The 23858-nt window shown below is 70.1% G+C and carries 15 protein-coding genes and 2 CRISPR repeat arrays; of the genes, 2 read left to right on the plus strand and 13 right to left on the minus strand.

Features of this window, described 5'->3' with window-relative positions; translation table 11 throughout:
* The first annotated feature begins 130 nt into the window (after window positions 1–130).
* Window positions 131–404: direct repeats of the CRISPR family, unit length 28 nt; unit sequence GAACTACCCCTGCGCGGGCGGGGCGGAT.
* A gap of 1063 nt (window positions 405–1467) precedes the next feature.
* Genes ABT354_RS30745 through ABT354_RS30775 form a run of 7 tightly spaced genes read right to left on the minus strand, consistent with a single transcriptional unit; the run spans window position 1468 to window position 7346 of the window.
* Entirely contained in the window at window positions 1468–1731 is a 264-nt protein-coding gene (locus tag ABT354_RS30745; protein WP_351499818.1) for a hypothetical protein, read from the minus strand.
* On the minus strand, window positions 1728–2459 hold the full coding sequence (locus ABT354_RS30750; protein ID WP_351499820.1) for a coenzyme F420-0:L-glutamate ligase: 732 nt from the start codon (window positions 2457–2459) through the stop codon (window positions 1728–1730). Before ABT354_RS30750 ends, ABT354_RS30745 begins: the two co-directional genes overlap by 4 nt.
* Window positions 2459–3514, minus strand: coding sequence for a hypothetical protein (locus ABT354_RS30755; RefSeq protein WP_351499822.1), 1056 nt, complete (start codon window positions 3512–3514; stop codon window positions 2459–2461). Before ABT354_RS30755 ends, ABT354_RS30750 begins: the two co-directional genes overlap by 1 nt.
* A complete protein-coding gene (locus ABT354_RS30760; RefSeq protein ID WP_351499824.1) occupies window positions 3511–4386 on the minus strand; it encodes a hypothetical protein in 876 nt (291 codons plus the stop codon). The genes ABT354_RS30755 and ABT354_RS30760 overlap by 4 nt, the downstream gene beginning before the upstream one ends.
* Entirely contained in the window at window positions 4383–5606 is a 1224-nt protein-coding gene (locus ABT354_RS30765; RefSeq protein WP_351499826.1) for a methionine adenosyltransferase, read from the minus strand. The genes ABT354_RS30760 and ABT354_RS30765 overlap by 4 nt, the downstream gene beginning before the upstream one ends.
* Window positions 5557–6492 carry a Gfo/Idh/MocA family protein gene (locus tag ABT354_RS30770; protein WP_351499828.1) on the minus strand — a complete coding sequence of 312 codons (936 nt, stop codon included), beginning with the start codon at window positions 6490–6492 and terminating at the stop codon, window positions 5557–5559. Before ABT354_RS30770 ends, ABT354_RS30765 begins: the two co-directional genes overlap by 50 nt.
* Window positions 6489–7346, minus strand: coding sequence for a sugar phosphate isomerase/epimerase family protein (locus tag ABT354_RS30775; RefSeq protein ID WP_351499830.1), 858 nt, complete (start codon window positions 7344–7346; stop codon window positions 6489–6491). The genes ABT354_RS30770 and ABT354_RS30775 overlap by 4 nt, the downstream gene beginning before the upstream one ends.
* A 320-nt stretch (window positions 7347–7666) precedes the next feature.
* Between ABT354_RS30775 and ABT354_RS30780 the strand changes: the two genes are divergently transcribed.
* Entirely contained in the window at window positions 7667–8842 is a 1176-nt protein-coding gene (locus ABT354_RS30780) for a hypothetical protein (protein ID WP_351499832.1), read from the plus strand.
* Window positions 8843–8931: 89 nt separating this feature from the next.
* A CRISPR array of direct repeats spans window positions 8932–9386; the repeat unit is 28 nt; unit sequence GGACGACCCCTGCGCGGGCGGGGCGGAT.
* Window positions 9387–9818: 432 nt separating this feature from the next.
* Here the strand turns inward: ABT354_RS30780 and ABT354_RS30785 are convergent.
* Both ABT354_RS30785 and ABT354_RS30790 read right to left on the minus strand, forming a co-directional pair.
* Window positions 9819–10985, minus strand: a complete 1167-nt coding sequence (locus tag ABT354_RS30785; RefSeq protein WP_351499834.1) for a methyltransferase domain-containing protein — start codon at window positions 10983–10985, stop codon at window positions 9819–9821.
* A 2278-nt stretch (window positions 10986–13263) separates the two neighbouring features.
* Window positions 13264–15324 carry a SpoIIE family protein phosphatase gene (locus ABT354_RS30790; protein WP_351499836.1) on the minus strand — a complete coding sequence of 687 codons (2061 nt, stop codon included), beginning with the start codon at window positions 15322–15324 and terminating at the stop codon, window positions 13264–13266.
* A 1709-nt stretch (window positions 15325–17033) separates the two neighbouring features.
* Here ABT354_RS30790 and ABT354_RS30795 point away from each other — a divergent pair.
* On the plus strand, window positions 17034–18224 hold the full coding sequence (locus tag ABT354_RS30795; RefSeq protein ID WP_351499838.1) for a SigE family RNA polymerase sigma factor: 1191 nt from the start codon (window positions 17034–17036) through the stop codon (window positions 18222–18224).
* A gap of 762 nt (window positions 18225–18986) precedes the next feature.
* On the opposite strand, the gene ABT354_RS30800 is transcribed toward ABT354_RS30795, so the two are convergent.
* The 4 genes from ABT354_RS30800 to ABT354_RS30815 all read right to left on the minus strand — a co-directional run bounded on the left by ABT354_RS30800 (window position 18987) and on the right by ABT354_RS30815 (window position 22388).
* On the minus strand, window positions 18987–19538 hold the full coding sequence (locus tag ABT354_RS30800; protein ID WP_351499848.1) for a Uma2 family endonuclease: 552 nt from the start codon (window positions 19536–19538) through the stop codon (window positions 18987–18989).
* Window positions 19539–21081: 1543 nt separating this feature from the next.
* Window positions 21082–21459 carry a hypothetical protein gene (locus ABT354_RS30805; RefSeq protein WP_351499840.1) on the minus strand — a complete coding sequence of 126 codons (378 nt, stop codon included), beginning with the start codon at window positions 21457–21459 and terminating at the stop codon, window positions 21082–21084.
* Between the two features lie 303 nt (window positions 21460–21762).
* Window positions 21763–22011 (minus strand): type II toxin-antitoxin system RelE family toxin, encoded by a 249-nt coding sequence (locus ABT354_RS30810; protein WP_351499842.1) that lies wholly within the window; start codon window positions 22009–22011, stop codon window positions 21763–21765.
* Window positions 22008–22388, minus strand: a complete 381-nt coding sequence (locus ABT354_RS30815) for a hypothetical protein (RefSeq protein WP_351499844.1) — start codon at window positions 22386–22388, stop codon at window positions 22008–22010. Before ABT354_RS30815 ends, ABT354_RS30810 begins: the two co-directional genes overlap by 4 nt.
* Between the last annotated feature and the right edge of the window lie 1470 nt (window positions 22389–23858).

Consider the following 23858-nt stretch of genomic DNA (forward strand, 5'->3'; position numbering starts at 1 on the left):
TAAAAGGCCACGTCTGTCTCCAGGAACGCTCCGCGCAGGCAGGCCGTACCGTGTGCAGACAGCGAAGTCGGAGCAGCCGTTGCGCGGGCGGGGGGATCCTGCTGACCAGGTGATTGGGTTCCCATCCGGTGAACTACCCCTGCGCGGGCGGGGCGGATACGGGGACGGGCGGCCGGAGGGTGGCGGTGAGGGAACTACCCCTGCGCGGGCGGGGCGGATGCGCTCCATCCCGACCAAGTCGGCCAGGTCGTCGAACTACCCCTGCGCGGGCGGGGCGGATGACCGGGGTGGTCCGGGGCCGGGGGGGGGGGCGGGGAACTACCCCTGCGCGGGCGGGGCGGATCCCGCTCGCCTCACCCGTCACACCCGCCTCAGAGAACTACCCCTGCGCGGGCGGGGCGGATACTTCGTGACCTGCGGCGTTGTCACGTGATCATGCTGTTTTCGTTTACCTGCATCCGGGCGGACCCTTCACTGAGGGGGCTCTGCTGTGAGCACGGTATCTGCCGGGGTGGGGTCGGCGCCGCCGGTTCGTCGGAACTGGAACCGGAGCATCTGATGCCGGAGCTATTCGGTGATTCCGGGTCGGCCGGTTCGCTGCTCCGTCTCAGCCGGCACGACAGCCCTGAGGCCTTCGGTGCCGACTCCCAGGACATCCGCGACACCGTGCGAGCACGGCGTACGAGGGCGACCCTGGGCTCGAGCCCTCGATCCGGGAACACCCCACCCAGCAAGCGGAGCAGAGCGTGCCCGTCGATGGTCGTGGGTATGCCGGGCAGAGCGGCAGCGGCCCAAGCGACGGAACGCCCGTTTCGCACGGACAGGACTAAGAATCCCCTACGGGCACGGACAGCACTGCCCCGCGCGGACAGGACCGACGATCATCACGACCCGTCTCCCGGACGAGCCGTGCGGATACCAACCTGGCCCGGTCCCCCACTCGGGCGGGGCAGATCAGTACGCGGCGAGCATCGCCCGGTCCTTGGCCGGGCTACCCATCCAGGCGCAGGGGGACGGTCCCTGCGGACTTTGGCGCCTCGACCAGGACGACCACGCCCTGGCGGGTGGACCAGGACGTCAGCGGTCGAGACCTGGCCCCGTGGGTGACCCGGGCCGGAGACCAACGCGCTCGAAGCACTCCGAACCATCCCACTGGTGGCACACCCACCAGCACTCCACACCGGGGCTCTGCACGGGCGGGGAGGGTCCGCTCACCACCGGGGCGGAGCTGAAGGACTGGGGGCTACCCCCGCGCCGACGGGGCGGATCCTGTCGCCACAGGGCGGCCGATGACACTCGCCGGACGACCCTGCGCGGGCGGGGCGGATACACCGTGAGGAACCGGATGGTCCGTGGTGGCGTAGAAGTCACCCGACGCGAGCAGTGCGGTCGGCGCGTCGGCTGGTTTAGAGCGGTGGCGTGGTGGCTGTTTGCCTGTACCACGCGCGTCACTCGGCGGCGGACGGCCTACAGAACGTGGTGGATGCCGGTGATGTTGTGCTCCGTCATTGCGGCGAACGGCCTGTGCTGGTTGGTCCGGTGAGGTGGACGACGCGGGTGTTTTGGCGGAGTCTTCTCAATTGCGTCCAGGTCGCGGAGGTCGGCTTGGGCGAACTCGGTTTCTGCGGGCGGGCGCTGGTTGAGCGGTTGGAGCGGGATGTCGCAGGCGGCGAGGTCGGCGGCGAGCCGGGTGCCAGTGGTCCCGGCGGCGCCCGTGATCAGCAGGGTCACGGCCGGTGGTGGAGCATCGCCGCCACGCCTTCGCCTCCGGTGCCTTCGTAGATGATGCCGCGCAGGACGGCGACAGGGGCACCGCGGCCGCGCTGGCCGAGGATGATCCCGGCGGCGGCGGCGATGAGATCGGTGAAGGTCTCCTCCTGCCACTTGCCGCCGTGCTCGGTGATCCGCAGAGGAGCGATCCCGGCGGCGCCGATGGAGATGACGGTGGCTCCGCGCCGGTCAGCGCGGCCGTCGGAGTCGGCGATGATCACGGCGACGGTGGCACCGGTGCTGGCAGTCAGGGCGTCACGCAGGGCGCGGGCGGAGGCGTCCGGGTCCACGGGCAGCAGCCAGGCTCCCCCGCTCCCGGCACGGTCGATCCCGGCCGAGGTCAGCTGATAGCCCAGGGTGTGCCGGGCGATGATCGGCCCTTTCTCGGTGGCCAGGAAGTGGGTGGTGGAGGAGTCGAGGATCAGTTGCACGATCTCGGCGGGCTTGCCCGTCCGGGCGGACAGGGCCAGGGCCTCGGGGCCGGGGGTGATGTCTGCGAGGTCGACGTGCCGCTTCTCCGCGACGGAGACGACTTTGGAGGCCACCACCACGACGTCCCCGTTCTGGAGCCGGGTGTCGGTGCGGGTGAGGACATCGGTGATGGTGCCGGCGAGGTCGTCGCCCAGCTGGATCTCCGGGAAGGGCTCCAGGGCGAAGGCGGAGAAGCCGGAGGTGGGGGCGGCGGTCATCACGGGGCTCCTGGGGAAGTGCGGACGGCGGTGTGCAGGCGGGTGTGCGCGACGGTGAGCCGTTCGGCCCGCTGCCGGGTGGTGGCGCGTGGTCCGCTGGTGAGCCAGTCGGTCACACGCCGGAGGTAATGCGGCCACAGCCGGTCGGCCGCATCAGCTGCTGATACACCGGAGTTGACGGTGTACCAGGCGTCTGCAGCGGGCAGCGGCCAGCAGTATCCAGGGTATCCGCCGGGGCTCGGGCCGAGGCTGTCAAGCATAGTCAGCATGGTCTGAAGCCGGGCGGGCTCGATCTCGCGGTCGGCGACCCGGTACCGGACGGGGGCCGGGTTCGCCGGGCCGGGTTCCGGCTTCCAGGCGGCGGTCAGGTGCAGCAGGACGGGCACGGCCTGGTGGTAGATGGCCGGGAGGTGGGAGAAAGATCCGGCGTGTCGCTTGGGCCTGTTGAACCGTACGGAGGTGACGGGGCCGCATGTTACGGCCGTGAGCAGGAGGTACGCATCGATGCCGTATCCGTCCACGCACGCCGTCAGCCCGGGGGGCAGGGTCTCGGCGGCCCGGAGCACGGCGGCCAGTGCGCGGCGGGAGAGGGCGAGGTCACCGGCGAGGGGCTGGGGCACGTCGATTCCGGTTGCGGCGGCGATCAGCGGGCGGGCGAGGTGGTTGGTGAGGTTGGCCTCGTCCCAGTGGCGCGGGTAGTCGGCAATGGCCAGAGCCGCCCCGGCCCGGACCCGGTTCAGCAGGGCGCGGTAGACCTCGGGTTCCGGGGTCTGGGTGTCGGTGTCGGCGATCAGCAGCACCTCGGCGGTCGCCATCGCCGGGTGGCGGGCGGCGGTCAGGATCTGGCTTCCCTTGCCCCGGGTCAGACCGGTCAGCGGCATTTTCGTCGCCCGGGTGGCGGTGGCGGCGAACCGGGTGGCGGTGTCCGGGGTGTCGGAGGAGTCGGCGTGGACGATGACCGTCCTTGCCCCGCCGAGGGCCGCGTCGACGGCGGTGGTGACGGCGGCGATGGTGGTCGGTTCGTTGCGGCTGGGCAGGATCGCGGCAGACCTCATCCGGCGTCGGTCTCCTTGGTCAGCAGGTCGGCGGCCGTCTCGGGATCGGGGGCGTGCAGGTAGCCGAACCGGCCGGCGGTGAGCTGGGCGATGAGGTGGCTGCGCCAGGCGGCCAGGGCGGGGGTGTCCAGTGGCCACACCGGCCCGTACGGCACCCCGGTTACGCCGGTGAGGGGGGTGGGCAGGCCGGAGATGTAGCGGGCCAGCAGCTCGTGGAGGCGCAGCTTCTCGTTCACCGACAGCGGTGCCGCGGGTGCCAGCGTCGGGGTGGTCAGGGCCGGGTGGACGGCGATGCGGACGATGCACGCCAGCGGGGCCGGGCCTGCGGTGAACGGTGTCAGGGCGCGCTGGGGCTTGGGGGCGAGCGGGTGGGCCGGGTCGCGGACGGCGGCGGTGGGCTTCCCCGGCCACACCGCCACCGTGCCGTCGTCGCTCTCGCCGAGGACGACCAGGTCGTCTCCAGCATGGGTCCAGCCTCGCGCCGCGAGGGCAAGCGCCGTGGATGTCTTGCCCGCCCCCTTCGCGCCGAGCAGCAGCACCGCCCGCCCGCCGGGACTGTGCAGGGCTGTGGCGTGCACCGTGACCTTGTGCTGCTGCTGGCGGGCCCGCTCCAGCGCGGTGTAGGTGACGTACGCGAGCGTGTCCGAGTCCGCGACCGGCCGGGGAACCCGGACGCGCACCGTATGCGTGTCGGCGGTGACGTCCGGCTCCCCAACGGTGACCTCGATATCCGCTCTTCCCTTGGCGGCCGGTTCCAGGGTCCAGCCGCCGGGCAGAGCCCCGGCCGCTGTCCGCGCGGCAGCGCTGTCGACGTCCCCGGGAAGGGTGAGGAAGGCGGAGTGGTGGCCGGTGGTCAGCCGGTGCCCGCTCATCCGGCGGCCCGGTCGAGGTCGGCCAGCAGGTCCTCGACCGGCTCCAGGCAGGGCAGGTAGCGGCCGGAGAGCAGATCGACCATCCAGTCGGTACGGGCCAGTACGGCGCGCACCAGCTCTTCTGCCGCTCCCGCCGGGGCTTGGCGGGCGGTGGTGATCTCGATGGAGGCCGGCTGGTCGTAGGGGGCGCCGTTGCGCCAGAGCAGGGCGATGCGGCACGGGCCGAACTCGGCGGCGACCGTACGGGCGGCGGTGTCGGCGAGCCAGCCGCCGACCTTGCCGACGTGGTACGCGGGGTTCTTCCCGAACGTCGCCTCGTTCCCGGCGAGGTGGGCGCCGCTGATCACTCCGGTGCGGGCGTTGCCCCGGCCGACCAGGCCGTCCTCTCCATAGTCGACGGCCGACCCCGACAGGGTGAAGTACTGCCCGGACAGGGGGCCGGTGCGGGAGTTGCGGGTGTTGCACACCACCCGGACGCGGCCCGGCAGCCGCTGTTGAAGCAGGTCGGTCAGCTCTCCGGCGGCGGCGGTGACCGCGTCGTCGAACTCCGCGGAGCTGGTCAGGTGCCCGGCGAGGGCGGGCACGCACACGGTCACCGTCCAGTTCGTGCCGTCGCGGACGGCGAGGGCCTTGATGTCGCTGCCCGCCCACGGAAGGCGGCGGAAGAAGGCTTCGGCCAGCAGCACCACGCTCTCCGTGGCTGTCCGCGGGGCCGAGCCGACGAGGTAGGCGGTGTCGTTGGAGAACGCCGCCCGCCGCTCCGGCAGATCGTCCAGCGAGCGAGGGGCGAACCAGTGGGGGAACTTGGACGAGTCCGTCGTCTCCTGCCGGATCTCCAGCTTCACGCGGTCGAAGCCCGGCAGCGCGGTCCGCAGGTGGTCGACGGCCGCCTGGTGGAGGATCTCCCGCACCGGCAGCGGGCGGCCGGCGAAGCTGGTGGAGATCCGGCCGCCGAGCACGATGCGCAGCGGCCGGTCGTAGACGCCGCCGGTATCGGTGAAGGCCGCGCGGCCGCCGAGGACGGCGACCTTGTCCAGGTTGTGGTGCAGCACCGCCCCCGCGGTGTCCAGGCAGTGGAGGCTGTAGCGGATGGAGGCGAGTTCGGCTATGCCGTCGGCGAGGGTGTCCGGGTGGCCGACGCCCTTGCGTTCGACGACCTCGACGGCCAGCTCATGCGGCAGCGGCGTGCGCACGGACGATACGGGCGTCGCGGTAGACACGGTCGATCACCTCCAGCGGGCGCCGCAGCGCCGTCAGCGGGAACAGGCAGGGATGGATGGGGCGCCCGTCGGCGGCATCGAGGACCGCGGCGTACATCGCGCGCCGCAGTTCCTCGTCCGTGGGGGCGGCGGCGGGGTCGCCGAGTCCGGCTCCGAGGTTCCGGCCGCGCACGTGCAGGCGTCGCCCGTCGGCGAGGTGGAGGTCGAGTTTGTGGCGGGGCGGGCCGTGGTGGTCGACTCGGGCGTCGACGTGCACCGTCCGTCCGCCGGTCAGGGCGAGGGCGGCGGTGACGTGGTCCTCGGTCTCGGCCAGGCCACGGCGGTGTACCACCGTGGCGTCGGCCGTCTCCACCGTGCCGGGCATCAGCCGCAGCGCGAGCGCCAGGCCGTGGACGGCCTGCTGGTGCAGCACTCCCCCGGCGGTGGCGTAGCTGCGGCGCCAGCTGCGGAAGTAGGCCGGGTCGCGCCGCACCGCCAGCGTCACCTCCGCCCGTACGACGGCCGGGCGCTCGGCAAGCAGCCGGGCCAGGCCAGGGGCGAAGTGCGGCTGGAAGCCCACGAAGACCCGGCCGTCGCCCGACCGGGGCGCCAGGGCGGCCGGGTCGGTGGTGGCGGGCTTCTCCACCACCACCGCAGCCCCGGCCCCGGCGGCCTCCCGGGCCGCCGTGAGCGCGACGCCGGGCGGCGCGGCCACGACCACCAGGTCCGGAGACAGCGCGGCCAGCGCCACCGGCGTGGACGCGAACACCTGTACCCCCTGGGGCAGTAGTGCGGTACGCGGGGCGGGGTCGGCGACCCCGGCCACCGTCACTCCGGGCATCACGGCGAGGGCGGCCAAGTGCTTGACGCCGACCTCACCGGCCCCGACCAGCAGCACCCGCCTCACGCCACACCGCCCGGGACAGCCGTCCGCACGAACGCGGCCCCCGCGGTGAGCGCATCGGCGGGGCGCTCGCGCACATGCGTCTCCAGCGCGTACGGCAGCGCCGGACGAGCGGCGTGCAGCAGCGGCAGCACCTCACCGTACGGAACCGCGCCCTCACCGGCCGGGCAGAACACCCGCCTTCCGCCGGGCCCGGGGCGGTAGTCCTTGACGTGGACGTAGCCCACGTACGGGGCCAGGGCGCGGATCGTGTCCGGGGTAGCCTGGCCGACCTCGTGGAGGTTCGCCACATCCAGCCACAGCCCCAGGCCCTGCCCGCGGTACCGCTCCAGCACCTCCAGCAGCGGCCCGACATGGGCGACAGTGCACACCGGCTCGTTCTCCAGCAACAGCCGCACCCCCGCCCCGTCCGCCAGATCCAGGGCCACGGCCAGCAGCGGGTCACCGGCGAACCGCTCGGTCCACTCCTCCTCGACCCGCAGGTGGGAGAAGACCCGCACGACCGGAGCACCCAGGATGACCGCGGCCCGGATGGCCCGCTCGATCCAGCCCAGCCGTTCCCCGGGCGGGACCTGGGTGGGGAAGCCGAAGGTGTCCACCCTCCCGGGCGTCGCCTCGGGCCAGCACCACTTCCACAGCGGCGAGGCCAGCGCCACCACCGCCAGGCCCCGCTCCGCGGCCAGCGCACGGATATGCCGCAGCCGCTCGGCGGGCAACGTCACCGCATTGGCGCCCTCGGCCGAGCGGACCTCCAGGTACCCGATACCCAGCTTCACCGCCAGGTCCATGCCTGGTACCGGGTCGGGGCCGAGCTCGTCAGGGTTGAGCACCAGCGTGCTCACCGGCGTTGCGTCCACGGGTGTCATCTCCTTCGGTGGCGTGAGGGCACGAAACGCGGGCTCCCAGCCGGAACCTCACGGTTCCGGCCAGGAGCATCAGAGCGCGATGCTCAACGGTCTCCACCCGGGGCGGTGGCTGCAGGACCGGCGGGGACGGAAGAGAAGGCGGAGGATAGGGGGGGCGGGCCCAGGACGGAGACGGTGCTACAGCGGTGCGCACGGGCACCTCCAGGGTGAAAAAGGAAACCCCACCATCCCCGCAGCACCCGCAGGGTCGACATCCCGCCAGCTACCCCAAAACCGGGACAGAATCAGCCCACTGGACAACCCTTGGACACATGGCGATCCCACCGCCCCGACACTCCCCCGAAGACATCCGCACCGAGCTGCTGCGGCTGCGCCAAGGCCCCGCCCTCGGCCACCCCGGCGCGGTCACCGCGCTCAGCGCACCGCTCCGCGCGCTGCTGCTCGCCCGGACCCCGCCGCTGTCGAGCGCTGCGAGCGAGACCACACGCCTGGTAGCAGCCCTGCGCAGGGCCATCGACGCGCTGACCCCGCACGAGCGCCGCTACGCCGCCGCAGACTTCAACCTGCTGGGCGAGCACTCCTGGCCCAGCCTGACCGAACGGCAGGAATCACTCGCCCGGGTGCTGGGCTGCTCGGCCAAGACGGTCCGTCGCCACGCCGGACAGGCACTGGATACCCTCGCCCAGCTCATCGCCGACGGCTCGTACGTCAGCGAACCGCCCCCACCGGGCAGCGCCGCACCCGTATCCGCCGCAGGGAAGACCCCCACCGACGGGACGGCCCGGTTCTTCGGTATCACCGCAGCCCCTCGCGTGGACGTGATCTGCTCCGCCCTCCCCGCCGCGGACAGAGCACAGGCGTGGCCCAGCGATCCGCTGTACGCCCGCTACGCGGGCTTCGCCGACCTCGACGCCCTGTTCTACGTCCGTGTCCACCTCGCCCAGACCTTCCCGGCCGCCACCATCCGAGACTTCCACCCCGGCGAGTACTACAACGCGGAACCCGACTGTCTGATCGTCCTCGGCGCCCCCGACCGCAACACCGCCTACGCCGAGTTCGGCCCCCATCTGCCTTACCGCTTCACCCCACCCCCGGACGCGGCCATCACCTTCCCCGACCACGGCGGCGTCCGCCTGGCTCCGAACTGGGCGCCCGAAGGCGAACTACTGGCGGACCTGACCGTCATCACCCGCCTCACCCTCGCGCAGGGCACCACCGTGATCCTCCTCGGCGGCTGCCTCACCCTCGGCGTCCTCGGCGCCGCCAAATGCCTCCTCAACGGCGAACGTGGCCAGCGCAACACCGCCTACCTCGACGACCTCGCCCCCAACGGCGACCTCATCGCCATCACCGCCACCCGCAAGATCGGCGGCATCATCGACACCCCCGACCTGCCCACCGACGAACCCCTGCTGCTACTCACCCGCGACACCGCAGGCGGCTTCACCACCCGCCTGCACAACACCACCCGCTACAGCGGCCGGTGACCGCAGGAGCTGGTGACGGTGAGCCGCTCAGAGAGCGCTGCGCGGGCGGGGCGGATATGGCGCGGTGGGTCAGGCCCTGGGCGGCGAGCGAACGACCCCTGCGTGGGCGGGGCGGATCGTGGGACCGATCGGCTCGGCCCGCTCGAAGTGGGACGACCCCTGCGCGGGCGGGGCGGATCCCTCGCCGCCGAAACCGACCACCACCAGCTCCGGACGACCCCTGCGCGGGCGGGGCGGATATCGCCCCCGGACCCGGGGACGGATGTCCCGGCGGACGACCCCTGCGCGGGCGGGGCGGATGGATGAGAATGTCCATAACGGGTCCAGTATCGGGGACGACCCCTGCGCGGGCGGGGCGGATCCGTCGCCGACCTTCTTGCGGCCGGGAACCGCCGGACGACCCCTGCGCGGGCGGGGCGGATTACGGCCGCATCGGCCGGACCGATCTCTACGGCGGACGACCCCTGCGCGGGCGGGGCGGATCCTGCGGCGGTACGGAGGACTGATCCGGGCCGGGGACGACCCCTGCGCGGGCGGGGCGGATACTTTGTGACCTGGGGCGTTGTCACGTGATCATGGTGTTTTCGTTTACCTGCATCCGGGCGAGCCCTTGCCCGTGGCCGTCTGCTGAGCGGCAGGGTATCTGGCGGGACCGAGCTCTTGCCGACGGTTCGGCGGAACCCGACCCGCTGGTGCCGGAGCCGCATGCCGGTTGAACGGCAATGAGGTCGACCAGGCCGGCCAGGCTGCTCCGCCCGCAGGCGAAGGCGGTGAGCCCGTGGATCTGAGTACCCAGGGTCAGGGTGAGCACGACGACGGGTGTACCAGGATGTCCTCTGAGGGCACGGCGCGACCGGCGAACGGCCTCGTTCTCCTCCTTCTCCTCCTGGGCGTCGCGAACGACCATGCCGTCGGACTGCTCGACTGGTCCGGCTCCACCACGACGCTCCTGAGCGAGTCAGCCCGGGCGAGGGGGTTATGTGCGGGGGATGGGGTTGGCGGGTGTGTCGATCCAGGGGGTTTGTCCTTCGGGTGTGATGGTGAGGCCGAACCGGTCGGGGCCGGGGTGGTTGTTCTGGGTCCACCAGTGGTGGGCGGAGGTCAGCTCGTCCCAGAGTCGGCGGGGTCCGCTCTGGTGGACGGTGCTCCGGGGTGTGCCGTCGGTGAGTACGGTGGCGGCCCAGGAGTGGTCGTTGAGGCTGTAGAGCCAGGTGCTGACGTGGTTTCCGCGGCGGTCTGCCATCAGGGTGCAGTCGGGGACGAGGAGTCCGGCGGCGGTGGTGAACGGGTGTCGGCTGTCGACGCCGAGGTCGCCCGCGGTCAGCGTGGTGGTGGCGGTGGTGGCGTCGCCGGGGAAGCCGTGGGGCAGGTAGGCGGGCTGGTCGACCTGGTGGCGCTGGGAGCGGATCTTCATGAACTCCACCGGGGCGGACAGCCGTCCGGACGCGGTGCGGCCGTCGTCGCTCACGGTCAGGCGGATCAGGTGGTCGGTGTTGCCGAAGGCGGTTCCCCAGGGCGCGAGGATCAGGCCGCTGGGCCCGGTCTGTTCCACCCAGGTGAAGGGGATACGGCGCAGGCCGGCGGTGGCGATGATCCGGTCGTACGGAGCCGCTGCCGCGAAGCCGAGGAGCCCGTCGCCCGTGACGACGGCGGGGTGGAGGCCGTGCTGGTTCAGGCGTTTCCGGGCGGCTTCGGCGACCGCTTCGTCGACCTCGACGGTGACGACACGGTCATCGCCGAGGCGGTGTGCCAGCAGACCGGCGTTCCACCCGGAGCCCGTCCCGATCTCCAGAGCCCTGTGGCCGGGCCGGATGTCGAGGCCGGCCAGCATGGACGCCACGACACTCGGCATCGAAACGGACGAGCTCGGGACACGTCCCGGACCGGTGCCATGATGGTGGCCGTCGTCCCACTGCACGGTGATGGGCACATCGGCGTCCGCACAGCCGTACCAGGCCGCCGGATCAGCGCAGCGGTCGACGGCCCGGCTGGATCTCGACCCCATGTCATAGGGCCACATGAGATCCGGCAGAAACCACGCCCGGTCCACCACCGCGAACGTCGCCGCCCAGTCGGCCCGCAGGGCACCGGACGCGCGCAAACGCTCCAGCAGCTCACGGCGATCCCGGCGATCGTGCTCCACATTCACCTGCGGCGCTTGCCCTCACCATCGGGGGCACTGCCGTCCGGGCTCGGCGGATCCTGCGGAGGAACCCACGGCTGACCAGGGTGACCGTCCGGCTCACCCCCGGCCTCGCCCCCGGAACCGTCCAACTCGTCTCCACCACTCCTGATCGAGCCCATACCGCTCTCCTCCGTCACAACATGCGGACAGGAACTCACGCTAAACAGGGCCAAACCCGGCGGACCAGCAGCGATCCAGCCATCCCGCACAGCCGACAGCAACCCGCCCCACGCGGGCAGGACGGATGAGGTCATCGTGCCCGGGGACCCGCCCCACCGGGAGCGCCCCTGCGAGGCCGGTGCGGATCGCGCCGTCCTCATGCGCAGCCTCTACGCCGACGAGCTACCCCTGCATGGGCGGGGAAGACCCCTTTACCGGCTACTGGCGGCCGGGGAAGAACGAACGACCCCTGCGCGGGCGGGGAAGACTCCTCGTACACCCCCGCTGAGCTGGAGCCGCTGGAACGACCCCTGCGCGGGCGGGGAAGACACTTCGTGACCTGCGGCGTTGTCACGCGATCATGCTGTTCTCGTTTACCTGCATATGAGCAAGCCTCTCGGCGCCGGAAGGCTCTGAGCGGCAGAGTATCTGCCGGGCTGGGTCGGCGCGGCCGGTTCGTCGGAACCGGAGCAGACGGTGTCGCTGCCTCGTACCGGACGACCGGACCGGCCTCGCCAACAGCCGGCCCGGGTACTCCTACAGTTGCAGGGGGGACGGTCCCTGCGGACTTCGGCGCCTTGACCAGGGAGACCGCGAACCTTGGCGGGTGGACCAGTACGTCGGTGGTCGAGACCCGGCCCCGAGCGCGATCCCGGGCCGGAGGCCACCGCGCTCGAAACACCGAACCAGTGCATTGGCGGCACTCACCCACCGGCGCCCTCGGCCGGGCCCAGCGTGGCCGGGGCGGATGTTGCGTGATCCCATCAACGCGAGGGGGCCACCGAGCTACCCCTGCGCGGGCGGGGCGGGTTTCTCGTAGATGTCCCGCAGGTCTTCAAGCTGCGAACTACCCCTGCGCGGGCGGGGCGGATGATGAAGAGGTCGTCTTCGAGGCTGTGCTGTGCGAGCTACCCCTGCGCGGGCGGGGCGGATCTCGGTGCACCACTGCTCCGGGAGTGCTGAGAGGAGCTACCCCTGCGCGGGCGGGGCGGATACTCAGTGACCTGCGGCGTTGTCACGTGATCATGGAGTTTTCCTTTACCTGTGTCCGGTCGGCCCTTTCCCGTGGAGGTCTGCTGCGAGCACGGTATCTGTCGAGGCTGAATCTGCGTCGCTGGTTCTCCCGAATCGGACCAGCTGATGCCGGAACGTCATACGTGCGGACGGGACGACGTCGAACGGGACAGCCCGCTGGCCGAGCTGCTCCCGCACATCCGGAGGCGACGATCTTGAGGGCCTCAGCACCCACACCCAGGACGAGTTCGACGAAGGGCCCGGTCATGGAGCGGTGGTCGTGCAGAGGGAGCGAGCCCCGCGCAGGTGGGGAAGAGGAGCACGTCGTCGACCGCGAGGTCGATGTCCCGGGAGCGGTGCCGGGCATCGGCCTCGGTGCGCTGTGCGTGCATGAACCCGTACTCGGGCGCGGCGACCGGGTCCCGACCGTTGCGGGTCAGGAGGCGGTTGAGCCGCTCGTGACTGCCCTGCTTGCGGGGAGCGTGGCAGGGCTGGCGGGCCTCGGCATCACACAGGGGGCAAGGGAGGTGCCAGGCGTACTCGGTGAGCATGGGGATAGAGGTGGGGGTGTCGGGCACGGGGCCTCCAGAGCAGGGTCGGCCGTTCCGGCCACCGGCGTTGGCAGGCTCGCCAGGGACCGACCGTAGTCAAGCCCACCACGGCTGCGGCCTCCGGCCGGTGACCGGCGTGGGCAGCGTCCTCGGCCGACGGCGCGCGCTGCAGAGTGGCAGGGGCCAGGAGAGCACCCCGTGCCCTGCGGGGCAAGCGGCCCCTGGGTGGCCGGGAACTCCTTGCCCGCTCGGTGCCCAGCGCGCAGATCGCCGTTTCGAGGCCCGTCGGCTTGCGCCCGGACGGGCGCACTATCGGACCGGGTGCTCGGCCGACGGCCTCCACCGTAGCCCACGGCGCGACCCCGGCCAGGTCCACGCCGGAAACGGGGTGCAGCCAAGGGCCCAGTGGCCGAGGCCCTACAATCGCCGACGGTCACGACGAACGCCGGGTGAACAGGCGTTGCGCGGCGTGGATGTGCCAGTTGATTCTGCAGAGCGGGGTTGGTGGTTGTTCAGGGCGATGATGCAGCGATCCGGAGATGCCTGCTGGTTCGCGGGCGGGAGCGCCACCGAGCAGGTGGCAGAGCGGGGAAGCCGACAGCGAGAAGGACGATGTCATCGTCCCGGCCTCCAGGTCCGGGAACGTCCATGATCTCGTCACAGACGGAGTTCAGGAAGAGCGGATCGTGCGGGTCTTCGGTACGGGATGCACCGTCCACTCGACGGCGCAGGTACTCGATTCCGGTGTCGAGGTCGGCCAGTCGGGATTTCACCAGGCCGTCTGTGTACATCAGCAGGATGGCTCCGGGTGGGGTGTCCAGCTCGACGGTCTCGAAGCCTCCGCCTTCGTGGCCGGCACCGAGCGGAATCCCGGGTGGCATGGGCGGGACGAAGGCGGGCTTGTCCGGGCAGAGCATGATCGGGGGGAGATGGCCAGCGTTGGTGAGGCTGATCTGTCGGACCTCCGGGTCGTAGACCGAGTAGAGGCAGGTGGCTGCCGCGTCGGTGCCGAACAAGCGGATGCTTTCGTCCAGCCGGCTGAGTGTTTCCCGGGGCGGCAGGTCGCGCTTGGCCAGGGCTCGGATGGTGAACCGCAGCTGGCTCATGATCGCGGTGGCATCTGACGAACGCCCCATGACATCTCCGACGATGAACGCCACTCGGTTGCCCGGCAGAGGGACGGCGTCGAACCAATCGCCCCCCACGTGCGTGGTTCCGAACGCGCCTCGGCAGCGGTGGGCGAGATGCACAGGGACGTCCTGAGGAAGGTCAGGCATTGTCCGAGTACGGCGCAGCATGTCCCCGACACGGTTGGCGCCCTGTCCGTGGGGGTCCGCCGTCATGATGCCGAGCGCGGCGGCGTCGGCAAGACTGCTGGCCACCTCCAGGTCACCAGTCGTGAACTCGGGCCGTCCGGGGTCGCGGAGGAACACGACAGTCCCGACCATCCAGAGGTCGTGCTGCAGCGGTGCGAGGATGGCTCGACGCTCCGGCGGTGGGTATCCACCGGGGCCCAGGAGCTCGCGCAGCGCACCTCGGCCCTCCCTCGAGTCCCCGAGAACGGGCTGCTTGGCGTAGAGCACGCTGCCCAGGGCGTCGGACGATAGTGGCTGAACGAGTTCGACCGGTTCCTCAGGCAGGATGATTGGCCGACGGGTGCCGTGGTCATGGTGGATGCGGCGCAGTTGGAGGACCAGAGGCCCCAGGGGGCGGGGGATGGGGGTTGGCAGGGGATCACGAAGGTGCACCAAGACGGCGTCCGCGAAGGAAGGCACGGGGGCCCGGCAGAGTTCGAGAACGGTCTCGTCCACGTCGGTCGCTTGGTTGATGCTGCTGATCGCAGCGTTGAGGAAACGCCCGGCTGGTGTCTTCTGGTCGATGGGCGCGGCGGCGGGTGCTGGGGTGGCAGTGGGCTGGAGGTGGGAGGACATCAAGTCTTTGGCGGCGGTGCGGACGGCATCCCGTCCGCGGTCCAGGGCTTCCCGAGCATGGTCCAGGGCTTGGCCGATTACGCCGAGGGTCTCGGTGCTGGCGCCTGTAGCGTCGGTAAGTAGTACAGGGCAGTTCGTTGGCGGTGGCTCTCTACCTGGTCGATCGTTGGCCTGGGTTCGGACTTCGACTTCCAGTTCTTCTATTCGGCGGGTGGCCTGATCCACGAGCTGGCGGGCTTTGTCCCGCTCGGTCTCGGCCCTGGTGAGCTGCTCCTGCAGACTGCTGATCAGCGTCTGAGCGCGGCTGAGCTCGTCGTGAGCGCGCTGGGGGTCCACAGCTGAGTTGTCTGCTGCGCTGAGTCGCGCTACATCGCGCGCGAGTCTGTCTCTTTCTATCTGAGTCCGGTCCAGCATGGTGAGCAGCCATACCGTCGTCTGTAGTGCCTGCTGCCGGGCCGCTTCACCTGTCTGTTGCGCCCTGTGAGCTCGGTCGCGTTCCTCCATTAACTCGATGACTTGCTTCTGGGCAGTCACGGTCCGTTGTTCCGCTGCGAGGAGCAGCTCCGATCCGGCATGCTCATGGCGCGCCGTGGTGTGGCCAGCTTGGTGGCGTTGCCACAGTGTTGCGGCGCGGGTGCGCATGGACGCTTCTGTGACAGCGTCGCCGTCTGTGCACACGTCGGCTACTGCCTCGATCAGTTCCCAGGTCAGGCCTGGGCCGGCCAGTCGACGGGTGAGAGCGTGTACTGATGGCACCTGCTGATCGTGGAAATGCTCCGCGACCAGCTTGCCGTGCAGCTGGTTGACGCTGATGCCGGCCTCGTCCCGCCATTGGCGGAGGAGCTCTACAAGCCTGTTGAGCTCTTCGGAGGTGTTCCTGGCTCGTGCCCACGGTCGCCCCGGTCTCTTCCCCGTCCCCACCCTGCCCTCTCGGTACTCGTTGCGCTGTCGTGCCCGCGTTCTCCGGGCTCTCTGTTCTGTTCTGCAGAAATCTATCCAACAGGCCAGCCAAGCCTGGCACTGGGTTTTCGTGCTGAAACCAGGGGTTTCCGCAGCGGAGGTCGACAGGCAGGATGCAGACGCCGCACGAGTGAGGCAGCATGTTCTGCTCACCCCGGGGCTCTCGCCCTCCCCGTGGGGACCAGGCATCCAGGGGCATCGCTGCAGGCCCGTACGAGAGTGTGGTTGGGTGCCCGGTCTCGTCGGTGGTTTCGTCAGCTCGACTGCCTCCTGGACGTGTCCGGGTTGTAGAGCGGCCAGGGCGGGGATCAGCGCTTTGACGGAAGTGGGCCACCAGCAATGAGGGGCAGCGGTTCACGGTCTCCGGTGTTCGTTCCTTCGGGAAGAGGAAAGCAGCTGGGCTCGGGGAGGGTATGCGGAAGCCTTTGCACCACGTCGTATGGCGGAGACATGCTTCCGGCCCTTGCACGCTCAGGGAAGGCTGGAACCGGCTGTCGATGGGTGTCGTCCCCATGCGCTTCGTTGGGAGGGCGGGCTTCTGGGTTCCGGGCCGTTGTCGCTGTGTTGGGACTTACCCCACTTCGCACAACGGGAAAACTCGTACATTTTCGAATCATTTGACCACCGGCGACCTCCCGGCATCAGGTCCGGCAATCACTCACACATTCGAATGATCAAATGAAATTGCATGGCAGCTCCAGGCCGAGACCTAACCGACCGGCTCGCACTCTTAAGCACGACGCCCAGGATTGGCCGGAATCCAGGTGCGGCGCCGTCATCGACAACTGATAAACCGCCCCACCCGTAAAACCGTTGGTGGTCGTCTCTCGCCGTAACAGTCCGTATAGAGAGCGCAACGGTACCCACCGGACGTAAATTCCTCATCACCGGTTGATCAGACCGGCACAGGCCCTGGCGGGGCTAGCCAACCGAGCCAGGGCCTGTCGACAACGAACCCCTGCAGGACTCCGAAGGGAGCACCCCGTGGATCGTCCCCACACGGCAGCAACCGATGCCGTCCCCCGCATTCTGCTCTTCACCGCCCCGGGAAAACCTCTGACGGCTCGCCAGTTCGTCACCCTCGCCGCAATCCCCGTCGACAGGCCATCGCCGCCCCTCGTGCCGGAACAACACCCACCGCTTCCCCAGGCACACGCCGACCAGGTGATGAACTGCTCCACACAACCGGGCCCCAACCGATCCACCAGCGCCTGAAACACGCCTGAGTCGGTGAGCAGCCCGAGTGGAACAGCCCTCTCCTGCTCACCGAAGGCCACACCGGCCCGAAGCGATCCAGATCATCCGCAGACGGCAGCGGTGTGGCCCTCAAGCGACCGCACTGCCCACCCGACGAACCCACCATCTGGCGAGAAGAAGAGGCTCTCTGCCCCATGGCACCGAAGATGCTGCCGAGGCGTGTCCTGACCTGCCCCGACTGTGAACACCAATACACCCTCCCGCCCGGCCGCTCCAGCGGCTCCCACCCGCGCTGCGACGCAGTCCAGCAGGCCGCTCGCACCCTCGTCGCCGACGACCTGCTCAAGCTGACCACCGACATGTGCATCCGCGTCGGCAACCACGCCGACTCCGCCACCGTGCTCTCCTACTGCGAACAACTCCGCAAACTCTCCGAGCGCTACGAAGGCGCTGCCATCGCCCGAGGCCGCGCACGCGGCGAGACCTGGGCAAGCCTGGGAGCACACCTTCAGCTCAGCGCCAACCGCATCCGCAAGCGCTGGCCCGCCGACCGGCTGAGGCGCCTGGTCCCCCTCCCCCGCCGGCGCTCCTCCCGAACCACCACCTTCACCCGGCAGGAACGCCCGGCCGCAGACCCCGGCGACACCGAAACCGCCCCGACCTCACCCGGAATCACCTTCCCCAGACTCTGCCTCGCCAGCGCACCGCCGAACATGCGTCGACACCCCAGCCCGATCCCGCGCCACACCACCAACGACACCGCACTCGACTCACCGCTCCCCCAGGAAGCCGCATCCGAACACCCCACCGCGGTGACGCACACCGTCTGCCCTGCGGCAAGCAGCTCACCCCTGCGCCCCGAGCCCCGGCTACGAGTCCACAAGACCACGCTCCACCAATCCACCCTCAGCAACTGCCCGCTCAGACCAACAACGGACAACACCACACCCCACTGCCAGCCACCACGTCCGGGTAACCCCCCTCGTGAGGAAACGATGCAGACCAACCCCTGCCCACCCGGCCCACCGGTCCCCGCCGACTTCCAGGCCTTCTACGCCCTCCACCAGCCGCGCTACCTCGCCTACGCCCGCGCGCATCTCCAACCCCACGACGCCGACCCCATCGTCCGCGCCACCTTCACCCGCGCCCTGGTCCGCTGGGCGGCAATCCTCCTGGATGCAGCTCCTGCGACCGTGTGCTGGCGCATGCTCACAGCCCGGATCGACACACACCCGCTCCTGCTGAGTCCCAGGGCTCAGTCCCCTCTTCAGTACCAGGCCGTGGTCCTCCACCACATCGTCGGAAGCCCTCTGTCAGTGATTGCCGAAACCACCGGGGAAGATCTCCATACCATCCGATACATGCTGAGCTCCTGGACCACCTGACCACTTCCAGCGCCTGATGCCGTGGCCCGACCGGTTGCATTCGGCCGGGCCTCAGCCAGGTAACACGCCAAACATGCAGGCGCAGGAAGGCTGCCGGGACGGACAGGCGATGACCACGACCTCAAACCACCAGGTCGAACGAACCCTGTGCGGGCGGGGCGGATGCCATGCTCCCCACCCCCCACCACCCCCAGCGCGAGCTACCCCTGCGCTGGCGGGGCGGATTTCTGTATGCAGCTCTCGATCCAGTCCGTCTTCGAGCTACCCCCGCGCGGGCGGGGCGGATTCTTCGTGACCTGCGGCGTTGTCACGTGATCATGCTGTTTTTCTTTACCTGCATCCAGGAGATCCCTTCCCTGTGGTCGTCTGCTGAGCGGCAGGGTATCTGCCGGGGCTGGGTCGGCGTCGCCGGTTCGCTGGAACTGGACCAACTGGTGCTGGGGCTTCGTAACCGGAGGGCTGAGCGCGATGACCCCGGGCTTCGGCACCCATGGCCAGGGGAAGCACGACCACTGTGCGGGGACGGCGGATGAGAGCGGCAAGGGCACTCGATTCCCCGATCTGGGAACGGCGCACGTACGGAAGGAGCAGAGCGGGTCCGCCGGTGGTCGTGGGTGTGGTGGGCATGGCGCGGCAGCGACCGAAGCGACGGAGCGCGAGTTTATACGTGGGTGGGCAGCCCAGACGTCTGTCTTGGGTAGCACTGCGAACGCCAACCGGCCCATGGACGTGCCTGGGCAGATGTGGTCGGTCCTGGGGTAGCTATTGGCGGGTGATGCCGGCTGGGTCGAGTTTCATGGGGAAGGGCTCGTCGACGTGGGTGACGGTTCCCGGGAGGGCGATGGTCTTCTCGGTGTAGCGGCCGTGGTCGAGTTCGCTGATGATCAGGCGGGGTGCGGGGTCGAACTCGAGGCGCCAGAAGTGGGGGATACCGGCTTCGGCGTAGAGGAGGGGCTTCAGCTTGCGGTCCATGGTCCTGTTGCCGGGGGAGACGAGTTCGACGATCAGCTGGACGGCTTCGGCGTCGATGCTGACGGTGTCCTCGGCGGTCGCTCCGGCATCGGCGACGACGATGTCGGGGACGACAAGCCCGGAGGGGAGGGTGACGTTGATCGCCTCCAGGACCTCCACCGGTGCATCGGCGGCCTGCGCGGCTGCGTCGAGGGCGACGTGGAGCCTGTAGCTGGCGCGCTGGTGGCGCAGCCCGGGGGCTGGGGACATCACGAGGGACTCCCCCAGCAGTTCGTAGCGTACGGAGCGGTCCTCGGGCAGGGCCAGGACATCGGCAACGGTCCAGGGCCCGTGGTGATGCATAAAGCTGGCAACGCTCACTCCTCCACCTCCTCATGCGGTAGGTACCAGTGTGCCCCGGCACGGCGAGGGTGTCACAGAGCACGGACACCGGGGCCCTCCTGTGAGGCAAACCGTGACCGGAACACCGGTCGGCGGCCGGGAGACAACTGCACCAGGGGTGTGCCCGCCGGGCACGGGCAGGGTGCGGCTGGGTGGGCGGAACTCCAGGATCGGCAGTAGAGGCCGCGGCCGCACAGCCCGGCGGGGGCAAGCCCGTGCCCCGGCACCCGAGGGCCGGACCGGTCTGTCAGACCCCGCAGAACACACGGTCCACACCAGAGTCGCCCTGGCCCCACGACTCCGCGTCCCGGCCCGACCCCTCTCCAGAACTCCTGCGCGGGCGGGGCGGATGGGCTGGTGGCCACGGGGATGCTGGGAGGGCGGTGAGCTACCCCTGCGCGGGCGGGGAAGACGGCGCCCGCGTCCGGTGCGGCCGCCCCGCCGACGGACGACCCCTGCGCGGGCGGGGAAGACTACTGGAGAACGTGCTCGTCGTATCGGTCCGGGGGACGACCCCTGCGCGGGCGGGGAAGACGTGGCGGTCTTGGCCACGGGGCTCTCTCTTCTCGGACGACCCCTGCGCGGGCGGGGAAGACACTTCGTGACCTGCGGCGTTGTCACGCGATCATGCTGTTTTCGTTTACCTGCATCTGAACAAGCTTCTCGGCGGTGGAAGACTCTGAGCGGCAGAGTATCTGTCGGGGCTGGGTCGGCGCTGTCGGTTCGTCGGAACCGGAGCCGGAGCAGGCGGTGTCGGTGCCTCGTGCCGGGCGGCCGGATCGGCCTCGCCAACAGCCGGCCCGGCCACTACGACAGACGCAGTCGACCGACCCTGCCCGCTTCCGTGCCTCGACCAGGGTGACCGCGACCTTGGCTGGTAGACCAAGGCATCGATGGTCGAGACCCGCCCGCCGAGGGCGACCCCGGGCCGGAAACCACCGCGCTCAAAACACTTCGAACCAGTGAATTGGCGGCACACGCCCACCGGCGCTCCCCACCGAGCCCAGCGCGGGCAGGGAGGAGGAACCCCCGATCTGTTACATGGCATGTAACAGAGAACGACCTGCGCGGGCGGGGCGGATCCGACCATGGACTCCGCGATGCGGAGCATGGCCGAGCTACCCCTGCGTGGGCGGGGCGGATACTTTCGTGACCTGGAGCGTTGTCACGTGATCATGGTGTTTTCGTTTACCTGCATCTGAGCAAACCTCTCGGCGGGGGAGACCGCTGAGCGGCAGAGTATCTGCCGGGCTGGGCTGGCGCGGCCGGTTCGCCGGGACCGGAACCGAAGCATCTGGTGTCGGCCTGGTACCGGACGACCGGACCGGCCTCGCCAACAGCCGACCTGGCCACTACGACAGGCGCAATCGACGGACCCTGCGGACCTCGGCACCTTGACCAGGACGACCACGACCGTGGCGGCTGGACCAGGGTCGGCGGCCGAGCCCTGACCCGCGGGGCGACCCGGGGCCAGAGACCACCCCGCTCGAAGCACTTCGGACCATCACACAGATGGCACACCCACCGGGCCCTGCGCGGGCGGGGAAGAGTTCGCATCGCTCGTGACGCGGGTGTGGTACGCGGAATGACCCTGCGCGGGCGGGGCGGATACCGTCGCACCAGTCCGCGGCTTCTTCTTCGCTTTCGGGCCGTTGCCGTTCTTCCGGGCCTGCTTCATCGCGGCCCGCAGTGCGACCCGGGCCAGGTCGACCCCGGACACCTCCCCGTTCACGCCTGCCCCCCAGGTGATGTGCCCGAGGACCAGGTGGCGGGTGCCCGCCAGGCGCAGCACCTCGTCGACCAGCCGGTTGCTGAACAGCCTCCTCGCCGACGATTCGCCGTACTGGTCGATGTGGTTGAAGACGGCCTGATGGCCCTTCATCCCTCGCGCCCGCCAGTCGCGGACATGCTCGCGGGTCAGGTCCTCCAGGACGAGCGGCTGCTCCAGGTCGACGCCGCCGACGGCTGGGGACGGCCCGGTCCGGCCACGCCGTACCAGACTCCCAGTCTGCCCTGGGTGCTGGCATCGGTCCGCAAGGTAGAGCCCGGACGCTGGCACCATCCCAGGGAGATTCGCAGGCGAAGCGAGCCAGGTGACGTGCGGCCGTACCGGACATCGACGTGCGGGGCAGCGGAGAGCCCCGGACAGCCTGATCTGGCGGCTGCGGCACTGCTCACGGTTCTGCTAGCCGACCCGGCCGACGTGGTCCACTGCGATCACGACCGGCTTGCTCTGCTTGATCGTGTACCAGACCCGGTACCGGCCGACGTGGATGCGGTACGTACCCTTTCCGCAGTCCTGGGCCCCGGAAGGCCGTGGATTGGCCAGCAGCAGGCCGACGCTGTCGAGGACCTGATCGACACCGGTGGGATCACCCTTGCCGTACTGGGCCAGGGCCTCTCTGGCCGCTCTCTCCCAGATGACCTGGCTCACGACGCCATCCGCCCGCCCAGCTGGTCCCGCAACTCGCCGGTGGTCACCGGCGCGTTCGTGCCGCGCAGCCGGTCCACTTCGCCCTGGAGGAGACCGAGAGCGTCCTCGAGGACTTCGAGGACAGCCGGGGAAACGACCACCGCGACGGTCCTGCCGGCGTCATCGGTCAGCGACACCGACGGAGCGTCCCGGAAGAAGCCCAGCGCTCTCGCGGCGTCGAGGGCGGGAACGTCACCGTCCGCCTCACGCCGGTCCAGGTCCTCCCGACCCAGGGCCACATACCGGGTGACAGCGTCAAGCTGCCGGGCGGCATCGGCAACGGACAGGGTATCCACCGGACCCTGCCGGACAAGGCCGTCGAACTCTGCTGGATCCATACCGCGATCGTAGGCGCACACCATCCCAACCACGCCCCACCGACCCCGGCGCGTAACGGCCCACCGAAGGCACGCACACAGAACAAGCGCCCCTTGCTCACATCACCGCGCCCTGCGCCCAGCCACCCACCCGCTGCCCCAGTCCCGAGGCCTGTCTGATGACGGACGGTTGCCTGTTACGTCCGGGCACACTCCATCGCAGTTGGCCTCGGATGAAGAGCCACACCTGTACGGGCAGGGCGGACAGGACGGCGGGTCAGACCCCGGTCAGGAGCCAGGAGCTTCCCCTGCGCGGGCTGGGCGGATACCTCCGACCGCGTCGCTCTCCTCGTAAAGCCGACCAGGGGCCGGGCCCAACAACTGAGCCATCCCTGCGCGGGCGGGGAAGATGAGGATGTCGGATCCGGCGGGGGCCCGCCGGGCTAGCGATTGTTGCGGCGCCGGCGACGAGTGCGGGCGTCGTGGAAGCGGACCACATCAGCTCCGGACTTGCCCCTGAGCGCGGCCATCTCCTCCGTCCCGTGCACGAGTCGGCATGCCCCGGCGTTCTGGTCGACGATGATGGGCCAGTTCCCCCCGACCCTGATCCGGCGCCCCCGCTCGTCCTTCACCGTGGGATACCAGGTAAAGCCATAGACACCCCTGCTGGACGGGGTCGCCACGAGGCCAAGCTCGAAGGCCCACTCATCCCAACGGTCGGTCAGGGCCCGGCCGAACTCCTCCGCACGTCTCCGCGCTTCACTCTCCTCCAAAAGATCCCCTTCCACCGTTCTCCGATCTTGAGAGAGCAGACATTACGGGACCGCACCCTGCCACGGAACGGAGCCACCTTGGTACACATCTCTGTACGAGCGACCCCTGCGCGGGCGGGGAAGACGACCTAGAGCCCTACCGCGTACTGTTCGCCGAAGGACGACCCCTGCGCGGGCGGGGAAGAGTGCGGCTACTGCATCCGGCACCTCTACGCCAACGGACGACCCCTGCGCGGGCGGGGCGGATGGCCCGAAGGAGCGCGGACCGTGCGCCCGGTACGGACGACCCCTTCGCGGGCGGGGCGGATGGAGAGTGAGCTGGCGGTCGAACGTCCGGAGCCGAGCTACCCCTGCGCGGGCGGGGCGGATTAGAACCGCTCGACCGCCTGCGGGCGCTCGATCGAGCTACCCCTGCGCGGGCGGGGCGGATGAGCAGGACAACCCGCCGGCTCCGACTCGGACCGAGCTACCCCTGCGCGGGCGGGGCGGATGACGTGCCAGGTGCGGTGCACCGGCCCTCCGGAGAGCTACCCCTGCGCGGGCGGGGCTGATCACGGAGGTGACGACCACGGGGCGCCCGCCGCCGAGCTACCCCTGCGCGGGCGGGGCGGATACTTCGTGAGCTGCGGCGTTGTCACGTGATCATGAAGTTTTCCTTTACCTGCATCCGGTCGGCCCTTTCCCGTGGAGGTCTGCTGCGAGCACGGTATCTGCCGGG

The sequence above is a fragment of the Streptomyces sp. NPDC000594 genome (genome assembly GCF_040299965.1).
Classification (GTDB): Bacteria; Actinomycetota; Actinomycetes; order Streptomycetales; family Streptomycetaceae; genus Streptomyces.